The sequence below is a fragment of the Actinomadura sp. KC06 genome (assembly GCF_004348735.1).
Lineage (GTDB): Bacteria > Actinomycetota > Actinomycetes > Streptosporangiales > Streptosporangiaceae > Spirillospora.
The window spans coordinates 1-9,476 of sequence record NZ_SMKT01000238.1; the positions used below are offsets into that span (position 1 = coordinate 1).

The window sequence follows — 9,476 nt, forward strand, 5'->3', positions numbered from 1 at the left end:
GTTTGGGTGGGGATGTGCGGAAGAATGGGGCTGCCACTGCAGGGCGGACGAGGCGGTCATTTTGGGCGAGGGCGAGCGGTTCACCGTCACGCGGACGCTGAACAAGGACCAGCGGGAGCGGCGGGAGCGGCTGATCGACTCGGCGCGGGAGCTCGCGCTGGAGGGCGGCTACCCGGCCGTCACCATGCACGACGTCGCGGACCGGGCCGGGGTCGCCCGCGCGACCGTCTACCGGTACTTCGCCACCAAGGACCACCTGCTCACCGAGGTCGCGGCCGCGTGGGCGCACCGCGTCACCGATGACATAGACGCGCTCGCGGTCGGGGACACGCCGCTCGAACGGCTGACGGCGCTGCTGGAGCGCATCGTGTACGTCGCGGCGGACGAGCCGACGCTGACCTCGGCCATCATCCAGGCGGTGACGTCGGACGACTCCAGCGTGGACGACGCGCGCACCGTCCTGTTCCTGTTCCTGCGGGACCGGCTGTCCACCGCGATCGGCGACCCGGTGCCGGAGCGGGAGGACGTCGAGCTCGTCCTCGGGCATGTCCTGCTCGCTGCCTTGGTCAGCCTCGCGTCGCTGCGCCAGCCCGTGGAGGAGGTCGCCGCGATGGTCCGCACGGCGGGCCGCCTGGTCTTGGCGGGGGCGCTCACCGCGCCCGCCGCCCCGTGAATTGGTCCTGTTGGTGCGGCGTTGATTGGCCCTGTCGTGTGGGCCATGGGGTGCTTAGCGTGCTCGGGTGACGAACCCTCTGCTGTTCCTGCTGGCCGCGCTGGCGCTCGTCGTCATTCCCGGCCCGAACCATCTGTACATCACGACGCGCAGCATCGGTGAAGGGCGCCGGGCCGGGATCGCGTCCGCGCTCGGCGTCGAGGCGGGGACGGTCGTCCACATCGCCGCGGCGGGGGCCGGGTTGTCCGCGGTCGTCGCCGCGTCCGCGACCGCGTTCGGGCTCCTGCGCTATGCGGGCGCCGCCTACCTGGTCTTTCTGGCCTATAAGGCGTTGCGCGGACGGCATGAGACAGGCGAAATGGCGCTCGAACCGCAGCCGCTGCGCCGCGTCTTCCTGGACGGGATGCTCGTCAACGTCCTCAACCCGAAGGTCGTGCTGTTCTTCCTGGCGTTCCTGCCGCAGTTCGTCGACCAGGAAGCGGGCGCGGTGCCGCTGCAGATCGTCGCGATGGGAGTCGTCACCGCGCTGATCGGCCTGGGAGCCGACATCGTGTACGCCGTCGCGGCGGGCTCGATCGGTGCGTGGCTGCGCGCCCGTCCTGCGTTCCGGCGGCGGCAGGGGTACGCGACCGGCCTCATCTACCTGGGCCTCGGGGCCGCCGCCGTGTTCGCCGGTCCCAGCGCCCGCCGCACCTAGGACCTGTCTCGGACGGCCGGGATTCACCTCGTGGATGCGCCGCCCGCCGCGCGGTGGAACCTCGTCGCGAGGCGATCGAACGCCGCCGCGAGCTCGTCTCCGTCGATCACCTCGATGTCGACGTCGAGCTGTGTCAGCCACAGCGCGAGCCGGTCCGGGTCGTCGGAACCCAGCTCGACCTGGCACGTGGACTCGTCGACCACCTCGATATCGACCGGGATGCGGAGCTTCGCGGCGACCTCGGCGGCGGGAGCATGCACGAGCACCCGGGCGCGGTACTTCCAGGCCGCCTTGCTGACGCGCCGGACGACGTACTCGACCACATCGTCCTCCGAGATCACGCGCGGCCGGAACCGCTCACCCGTCGGCGTGTGCGGAACCATGCGGTCGACACGGAAGACCCGCCAGTCGTCACGGTCGAGATCCCACGCGAGCAGGTACCAGAGCCGCCCCCAGGTCACCAGCCGTTGCGGTTCGGTGTGGCGGGCCCCCTCGCCGCCCCCGGGCTTGGTGTATCCGAACCGGAGCCGTTCGTGGCCGCGGATCGCGGCGGCGACCGCGCTGAGAACCGCGAGATCGAGCGGCCGTCCAGCCCCTGGAACGACGCTCGTCGCCTCGCGTACCGCCTCGACGCGCCGGCGCAGGCGCGAGGGCAGCACCTGCTCCAGCTTCGCCAGCGCGGTGAGCGACGTCTCTTCGACGCCGAGCCTTTGGGTCGCGACCGTACCCAGCCCGACCGCGACGGCGACGGCCTCATCGTCGTCGAGCAGCAGTGGGGGCATCGCCGTCCCGGCCGCCAGCCGGTACCCGCCCGCGACGCCGGGACGCGCGTCCACGGGATAGCCGAGCGACCGCAGCTTGCCGATGTCGGCGCGTACGGTCCTCGTGCTCACATCGAGTCGGCCGGCGAGCTCGGCGCTCGTCCAGTCGCGTTTGAGCTGCAGCAACGACAGCAGTTCGAGCAGGCGGGCCGAGGTCTCCAACATGCTCTCCATCATTTCAGCGATTGCGGAAGCTAACCTTCCGCATTGCCTGGGAGCGTCGGTGTCATGGACGAGAACAACGCACTCACGCCGTTCCGCATCGACATCCCGCAGGCCGACATCGACGACCTGCGTAACCGGCTGGCACACACGCGCTGGCCGATCCCGGTGCCGGGCCGAAACGACCGCAGCGACTTCAGCCGCGGCGTCCCGCCGGTGTACCTGAAGGAGCTCGCCGAGTACTGGCGCGACGGGTTCGACTGGCGTGCGCAGGAGGAGAAGCTCAACGAGTACGACCAGGTCACGACGGTCGTGGACGGCCAGGCGTTCCACGTCGTCCACGTGCGATCGGCGAACCCGGAGGCCACGCCGCTGATCCTGAACCACGGCTGGCCGGGCTCGTTCGTCGAGTACCAGCGGCTCATCCCGCTGCTGACCGGTGACTTCCACGTGGTCATCCCGTCGCTGCCCGGCTTCGGGTTCTCCACCCCGCTGTCAGGGACCGGCTGGGAGCTGGCGCGCACGACCGACGCCTACGCCGAGATCATGACGCGTCTCGGCTACGAGAGGTTCGCGGCCCACGGCACCGACATCGGTTCGGGCGCCACCGGCCGCCTCGCGGCGCTCTACCCCGAGCGCGTCATCGGCACGCACATCGGATGCGACCCCCGGCTGCTCGGGTTGGTCGGCGACAAGTTCCCCTATCCTGACGGTCTGTCCGATGACGAGATCGCCCAGATCGAGGCGGTGCGCACCGAGGACGCGGCCGACCGCGGCTATCTCCAGATGCAGAACCACCGTCCCGACACGATCGGCGCGGCGCTCACCGACTCGCCGGCCGGTCAGCTCGCGTGGATCGCCGAGAAGTTCAAGACCAGGACCAGCGGCGATCACCGGACGCCGGACGAGACGGTCGACCGCGACCAGCTCCTCACCAACATCAGCCTGTACTGGTTCACCCGCAGCGGCGCGTCGAGCGCGCAGTTCTACTACGAGGCCGAGCACTCCGGAGTCGACTTGTCGATGGCCTCCGGCGTGCCGTCCGGATGGGCCGTGTTCGACACCCACCCGCTCGTGCGCCGCGCGATGGACCCGTGGAAGGCGATCGGCCACTGGAGCGAGTTCCCCGAAGGCGGTCACTTCCCCGCAATGGAGGCGACGGAACTGCTCGTGGACGACATCCGCACCTTCTTCCGCAACATTTCCTGACTCCGCGTCAGGGCCCGCGGGCCACGAAGACCCGTTCAACCCGGCCGGTCCGGCACGTCCAACACCTCGTCGACCTCAAACCCGGCGGCGTTCAGCGACGCCTCGATCTCGTCCCACTCGTAAACCGCGGGGTCGAGACCGAGGTGACCGCCTCGCCGCCGGGCCGGAGCGCTCCCCTGACCAGGCGAGCGCCCGCCCATGTTCAGCGTGCCGTGCACCTCGCGGTGAGGTGGGCCATCAGCCGCGCGGGTGCGTCCTCCTGGAGAAGGTGACCGGCTCCCTCGATCCAGTGGAGTTCGGCGTGCGGGATCTTCTCGTGCAGCCACTCGGCGTACTGCGGGGGCAGGATGCGGTCCTCGCGGCCCCAGATGAGGCGCACCGGTATCGAGATCTCGCCTAGCAAATGCTCGTACTCGGCCGTGTCCGCCTCCTTGATCTGGCTGTACTGGCGGTAGAACGCGGCCTGCCCATCGGGGCCCCGCCACGGCGCAAGGAAGGCCTCGAGGACCCCTGGCCGGAAGCCGACATGCGTGGCGTGGCGCAGGTGGGCGGCCACCAGCGCCTCGTGCGCGTAATCGGGAAGCTGTCGGAAGACCTCTGCCTGTTGCAGGATGAGCCGGAACAAGCCTCTCTCCCACCGGCCGCCGCTCACCGCGTCGAAGAGGGTGAGATCCCCGAAGCTCGCCCTTTCCAGTAGCAGTGTCCGCAGCGTGACCGCTCCGCCGATGTCGTGGGCGACGACGCTTGGACGGGACAGTCCCCAGTGGTCCAGGAGCCCGCTGAAGTTTCTGGCATGGGCGGCCAGGCTGAGGTCCTGGCCTTCGCGTTGGTCCGACTGGCCGAATCCCAGGTGGTCGAAAACGAAGACCTTACGGGTCAGGGCGAGCGCCGGCGCGATGTCCCGCCAGAGGAGGGACGAGTACGGGGTGCCGTGGACGAGCACGACCGGGTCCCCACTGCCCAAGGCCGCCCACCGCACGACCCCGTCAGGCGTCTGGAACTCTTCGCCCAGGCTCCAATCCACGATGCCCCCTGTTCGATCGGAACCGCTACTGACCGTCATCCCCGCGAGTGCAACCGCCATGCCGCACCGTCGTCCTCCTCGCCCTCCTTTTCTCGATCACCTGTGGCGATGCGGGACGCCTAGCCGCCGTCCCTCAATCAAACGATTGACCGGTTCGTAGCGGAGCGTCTAGTTTGTGGTGAATGACCAGCAGCGATGCCGGCGGGCGCGAGCGGATCCTGGACGCGGCCGGACGGCTGTTCGCCGCGCTCGGCTACGACGGCACGTCCACCCGCATGATCGCCGAGGCGGCCGGTCTCAACGTCGCCACCGTCGCCTACCACGTCGGCGGCAAGCGCGACCTGTACCTCGCCGTCATGGAGCGCGCCCACCTGGCCGAACGGGCCGCCCTCGAAGACGCCCTCGCGGGGGTCGCGCTGGACGCGGAGGGCCTGCTCACCCTCGCCGACCGCTATATCGACTTCTGCGTCGACAACCCGGAGATCCCCGCGCTGTGGATGCACCGCTGGCTGTCGGACGCCTCCGACGTCGCGCACCTCGAAGGGCAGTACGTCCGGCCGCTGACGGACATGGTCGTCGCCGCCGCCCGCAAGGTCGTGCCCGACGACGTCGACGTCGAGTACGTGGTGTGGACGGTCGTCTGGTGCACCCACGGGTTCTTCTGCGGCGGCGTCCTGGACGCCGACGGGCGCCGGCACGGCCGGGACGACCCGCGCGAGCTGGCCCGGTTCCGCGCCCACGTGCGCCGTCTGGTCTCCGCCGGGCTCGGCCTGCCCGTCCAGGCCGGCTGATGACGGCGGCCTGCGGATGACGGCGGCCCGCGGATGACGGGCGTGCTGCCCCGGCGGCGGCTCCTCGGCTACGGCATCGGCTCGGTCGGCACCGGCGTGTTCTCGGCCGTCCCCGGCCTGCTGCTCCTGTACTACCTGACCGATGTTCTCGGTGTTTCCGCCGCGATCGCGGGTGTGGTGCTGGTGGTGCCGAAGGCGTGGGACGTCCTGCTCAATCCGGTGGTCGGCGCCGCCAGTGACCGGGAGGCCGTGCGGACGGGGCACCGTACCCGGCTGCTCCTGCTCGGCGCGGTGACGCTGCCGTTCCTGTTCGCCGCCATGTTCGCCGTGCCGGTCGACTCTCCCGGGTTCGCCGCCGCCTGGGCCGGGATCATGTTCCTGCTGGCGGCGAGCGCTTTCGCCTGTTTCCAGGTGCCGTACGTGGCGCTGCCCGCCGAGGTGTCGGACGAGCCGTCCGAGCGGGGCCGCGCGATGGCGTGGCGGGTCGTCTGCCTGACGCTCGGCATCCTGCTCGCGGGCGGCCTCGCCCCGGCGCTGGCCGATGCAGGCGGCGGTGGACGCGGCGGATACGCGCTGATGGGAGCCGTGATCGGGCTCGCGATGGGCGCCGCGATGGTCGCGAGCACGCTGGCGAACCGGTGGATACCGTCCCGTCCGGGGCCGCGCCCGCTCGGCCTGGTGGCGGCGCTGCGCACCGCGCGCGGGAACAGGCCGTTCTTCATGCTGCTCGGCGCGTACGTCGCGCACACCCTGGCCGTCGCGATCATGCTGGCGGGCGCGCCGTACGTGGCGACCTACCGGCTGGACGACTACAAGCTCACCTCCGCGATGTTCGTCTGCATGGTCGCGCCGAGCGCGTTCGCGGTGCCGCTGTGGCGATGGCTGTCGCGCAAGTACGGGCTGGTCAACTGCTATGCGGCCGGGCTCGGGCTGCTCGCCGCGACGGCCGCCGCGCTGTATCCGGTGATCACGTCGACGGCGGGCGTGCTGGCGCTCAGCGCGCTGATCGGCGTCTGCTACGCGGCCGTCCAGCTGCTGCCGCTGTCGCTGCTGCCGGAGACCGTCCACGCCGACGCGGGACGGACCGGGCACGCGCAGTCGGGAGCCTTCACCGGCCTGTGGACGGCCGCCGAGACGGGAGCGCTCGCGCTAGGCCCCGGTGTCTTCGCGCTGATCCTCGCGGCGTCGTCGTTCCGCTCGTCCGACCTCGACGAGCCCGTGCTCCAGCCGGACTCCGCGCTCACCGGCCTGACCGCCGGGTTCACGATCGTCCCGGCGCTGCTCCTGCTGCTCAGCGTCCCCCTGCTGCTGGCGTACCGCCGGCTGGCCGCCGTCCACCGACGCATCGAGGAAACACCGGAACATGCCGTCTGACCACCTCCCCGAGACCGGCCGCCCGGCCGCCGAACTGCTCGCTGAACTCGCCCGCCTGCGGGACGCCGACCTGCCCGTGCGCGGCGGCCAGGTCACCGCCTACGTCTACGACACCGGACGCGAGGCCCTGCACGACCTTGCCGCCACGGCCTTCGCGGAGATGCTGGAGGTCAACTGCCTGGACCCGACCGCGTTCCCCAGCGTCGTCGCCCTCGAACGCCGGATCGTCGGCGCGGTCGCCTCCCGCCTGGGCGGTGGTTCCGGTGTTTTCACCAGCGGCGGCACCGAGTCGATCATGCTGGCCGTGAAGGCCGCCAGGGATGCGCATCCCGTGGACGGACGGCCGCAGATCGTCCTGCCCACGACCGCCCACCCGGCCTTCCACAAGGCCGCGCATTACCTGGGCCTGGAGGTCGTGCACGTCCCCGTGGACGCGTCGTTCCGCGCCGATCCGGCCGCGACCGCCGCCGCGTTGACGCCCCGGACCGTCCTGGTCGTGGCCTCCGCGCCGTCCTACCCCCACGGCGTCATGGACCCGGTCCCGGAGATCGCCGCGATCGCCGCGTCCGCCGGTGTCCGCTGCCATGTGGACGCGTGCGTCGGCGGCTGGGTCCTGCCCTGGCTGCGGGACGCCGGACGGGACGTCCCGCCGTTCGACCTGTCCGTGCCCGGCGTGACGTCCCTCTCCTGCGACCTGCACAAATACGGCTACGCGCCCAAGGGCGCCTCGGTCGTCCTGTTCGCGGACGAGGCGCTGCGCCGCCACGCCTACTTCGCCTCGGCAGGCTGGCCCGGCTACACCGTGATCAACGCGGGCGTGCAGAGCAGCCGCAGCGCCGGACCGCTCGGCGCCGCCTGGGCGACCCTCAACGCGCTCGGCGCGCAGGGCTACCGCGACCTCGCCGAGAACGCTATGAAAGGGGCGGAACGGCTCATCGCGGGCGTGGCCGAGATCCCCGGCTTGCGCGTCCTGGGCGAGCCGGTCGTCCCGCTGGTCGCCGTCACGTCCGACGACCCCGCGCTGGACGTGTTCGTCATCGCCGACGAGGCCCGCTCACGCGGCTGGTTCTTCCAGCCTCAGCTCTCCTACCAGGGAATTCCGCCGAACCTGCACTTCACGCTGACCGGCGTCAGCGACGTCGGCGCGCTCCTCACGGTGCTGGCGGAGTCGGCTGAGGCCGCCCGTGTCGCAGGCCCGCCCGACGTCCCGTCCGGCCTGACCGAGGCCCTCGCCGCCCTCGACCTCGACTCCCTGGACGACGCGGACTTCGCCGCCCTCCTGGCCTCCGTGGGCGTGGACCTCTCCGGTGGCGGCGACCCGGAGATGTCCACGGTGAACACCGTCCTGAACGCCCTCCCACCCGCGACACGCGAGGCGCTGCTGATCCGCTTCCTGTCCGCCCTCTACGCCTGACCCTCGCCGCGCTGCGCGGGGTCAGCCGAGGCGGATCAGGCGTTTGAGGAGGGACGGCTCGTTCAGCGTCTGCCCGAGTTCCAGGGGGACGCGCGCCGCCCCGGCCGTCACGGTCGCGACGCGCTCGCTGGTCTCGCCCTCGCGCGGCGGGTCGCCCTGGACGCCGATCGGCACGGTCAGCCCGGCCCAGCCGACCACGGTCACCGGGGACGCGGCACGCAGCGGCGTCATGCCGCCGAGACCGTCGTCGACCTGCGCGACCCTGGCCCCCTTCGGCGCGACGGTCGCCGCGGTCAGCGCCGCCTCGGCCGCCGTGACGAGTTGCCCCGCCGTGTTGACCGCGCCCGCGGCCGTGGGCGACTTCTGGCCCATCACCGCGCCCACGATCAGGGTGTTCACACCGGCGACGGTCTTGCGCGCCGCGAACACGAAGTTGCCGCCGGCCGCGTCCGTGTATCCGGTCTTTCCACCGACGACGCCGTACTGGCCCAGCAGGTAGTTCCCGCCCTCCCGGACCTCGCCGCCGTCGTCCGGGACGTAGGTCCGGTTGTTCACGATCTCGGCGAACGCCGGGACGTTCATCGCAGCGCGCAGCAGCTTCACCTGGTCGGCCGCCGTGCTGACCGTCCCGGAGTGGTAGCCGCTCGGATCGGTGTAGCGGGTGCCCGTCATCTCCAGCGACGCGGCCGCCGCGTTCATCTTCGCCACGAACGCCTGCGTGCTTCCGGCGTCCCAGCGCGCCAGCTCGTGCGCCACGTCGTTCGCCGAGATGACCAGCAGGGCCTCCAGCGCCTTGCGCTGCGTCAACTGCTGGTTGGCGGTCACGCCGAGGATCGATTCGCCGCGCCTCTTGCGCTCGGGGATCTGCGCCGCCGCCTGCGGCGACACCGTCATCACCGGCCCGGCCTCGCCCGGCTTCAGCGGATGATCGCGCAGGTACACGTACGCGGTCATGACCTTGGCGACGCTCGCCGTCGGGATCGGCGCCGATCCGCCCGAGGTGCCCATCGTGCCGAGCCCGTCCACGTGGACGACAGATTGGCCGACCGACGGCCACGGCAACGCGGGAGCCTGCCCGGGGAACGCGTGGCTGGACGCGATGGCCAGGTCGACGGACGGCTCGGGCACCGGCCGTACGAGCTGCCCGACGACGATCCCGGCGATCAGCACCAGCGCCGCGGCGACGACGACGAGCCAGCGGCGTCCCCGCTTGGGCTCCGTGGTCGGCTCGGTGGGTGGCGCGAGCGGCGCGGGCAGGGCTTGAGGCGCGGGCAGGGCTTGAGGCGCGGGGGGCGCTGGGGTGGGCATTGG

Annotated in this window: 10 protein-coding genes; 6 read left to right on the top strand and 4 right to left on the bottom strand. The window is 71.5% G+C overall.

Annotated features, from left to right (window positions below; translation table 11 throughout):
• The first annotated feature begins 61 nt into the window (after window positions 1–61).
• A complete protein-coding gene (locus tag E1287_RS39730) occupies window positions 62–673 on the top strand; it encodes a TetR/AcrR family transcriptional regulator (RefSeq protein WP_131970721.1) in 612 nt (203 codons plus the stop codon).
• Between the two features lie 67 nt (window positions 674–740).
• On the top strand, window positions 741–1,370 hold the full coding sequence (locus tag E1287_RS39735; protein ID WP_131970723.1) for a LysE family translocator: 630 nt from the start codon (window positions 741–743) through the stop codon (window positions 1,368–1,370).
• A gap of 23 nt (window positions 1,371–1,393) precedes the next feature.
• On the opposite strand, the gene E1287_RS39740 is transcribed toward E1287_RS39735, so the two are convergent.
• A complete protein-coding gene (locus E1287_RS39740; RefSeq protein WP_131970725.1) occupies window positions 1,394–2,356 on the bottom strand; it encodes a WYL domain-containing protein in 963 nt (320 codons plus the stop codon).
• A gap of 63 nt (window positions 2,357–2,419) precedes the next feature.
• Between E1287_RS39740 and E1287_RS39745 the strand changes: the two genes are divergently transcribed.
• Complete coding sequence (locus tag E1287_RS39745) at window positions 2,420–3,562, top strand: epoxide hydrolase family protein (protein ID WP_131970727.1); 1,143 nt, start codon at window positions 2,420–2,422, stop codon at window positions 3,560–3,562.
• A gap of 35 nt (window positions 3,563–3,597) precedes the next feature.
• On the opposite strand, the gene E1287_RS39750 is transcribed toward E1287_RS39745, so the two are convergent.
• On the bottom strand, window positions 3,598–3,780 hold the full coding sequence (locus E1287_RS39750; protein ID WP_131970729.1) for a hypothetical protein: 183 nt from the start codon (window positions 3,778–3,780) through the stop codon (window positions 3,598–3,600).
• Complete coding sequence (locus E1287_RS39755) at window positions 3,765–4,586, bottom strand: alpha/beta hydrolase (protein WP_131970731.1); 822 nt, start codon at window positions 4,584–4,586, stop codon at window positions 3,765–3,767. The genes E1287_RS39750 and E1287_RS39755 overlap by 16 nt, the downstream gene beginning before the upstream one ends.
• 182 nt (window positions 4,587–4,768) lie before the next feature.
• Here E1287_RS39755 and E1287_RS39760 point away from each other — a divergent pair, with 182 nt between their 5' ends.
• Genes E1287_RS39760 through E1287_RS39770 form a run of 3 tightly spaced genes read left to right on the top strand, consistent with a single transcriptional unit; the run spans window position 4,769 to window position 8,165 of the window.
• The gene (locus E1287_RS39760; RefSeq protein WP_131970733.1) at window positions 4,769–5,377 is read left to right on the top strand and encodes a TetR family transcriptional regulator; all 609 of its coding nucleotides are present in this window, start codon (window positions 4,769–4,771) and stop codon (window positions 5,375–5,377) included.
• Between the two features lie 33 nt (window positions 5,378–5,410).
• Window positions 5,411–6,751: an MFS transporter gene (locus E1287_RS39765; protein WP_131970735.1), complete on the top strand. Its 1,341-nt coding sequence runs from the start codon at window positions 5,411–5,413 to the stop codon at window positions 6,749–6,751.
• The gene (locus tag E1287_RS39770) at window positions 6,741–8,165 is read left to right on the top strand and encodes an aspartate aminotransferase family protein (RefSeq protein ID WP_131970737.1); all 1,425 of its coding nucleotides are present in this window, start codon (window positions 6,741–6,743) and stop codon (window positions 8,163–8,165) included. The genes E1287_RS39765 and E1287_RS39770 overlap by 11 nt, the downstream gene beginning before the upstream one ends.
• A gap of 21 nt (window positions 8,166–8,186) precedes the next feature.
• Here E1287_RS39770 and E1287_RS39775 read toward each other — a convergent pair.
• Window positions 8,187–9,476, bottom strand: a 1,290-nt coding sequence (locus tag E1287_RS39775) for a D-alanyl-D-alanine carboxypeptidase (protein ID WP_131970739.1), incomplete at its 5' end; no start/stop codon positions are given.

What these genes read in the sequence shown, in the direction of transcription:
- E1287_RS39740 (WP_131970725.1), bottom strand. Translation starts at nt 2,356, where the DNA reads ATGTTGGAGACCTCGGCCCGCCTGCTCGAACTGCTGTCGTTGCTGCAG.
- E1287_RS39745 (WP_131970727.1), top strand. Translation starts at nt 2,420, where the DNA reads ATGGACGAGAACAACGCACTCACGCCGTTCCGCATCGACATCCCGCAG.
- E1287_RS39760 (WP_131970733.1), top strand. Translation starts at nt 4,769, where the DNA reads ATGACCAGCAGCGATGCCGGCGGGCGCGAGCGGATCCTGGACGCGGCC.
- E1287_RS39765 (WP_131970735.1), top strand. Translation starts at nt 5,411, where the DNA reads ATGACGGGCGTGCTGCCCCGGCGGCGGCTCCTCGGCTACGGCATCGGC.
- E1287_RS39770 (WP_131970737.1), top strand. Translation starts at nt 6,741, where the DNA reads ATGCCGTCTGACCACCTCCCCGAGACCGGCCGCCCGGCCGCCGAACTG.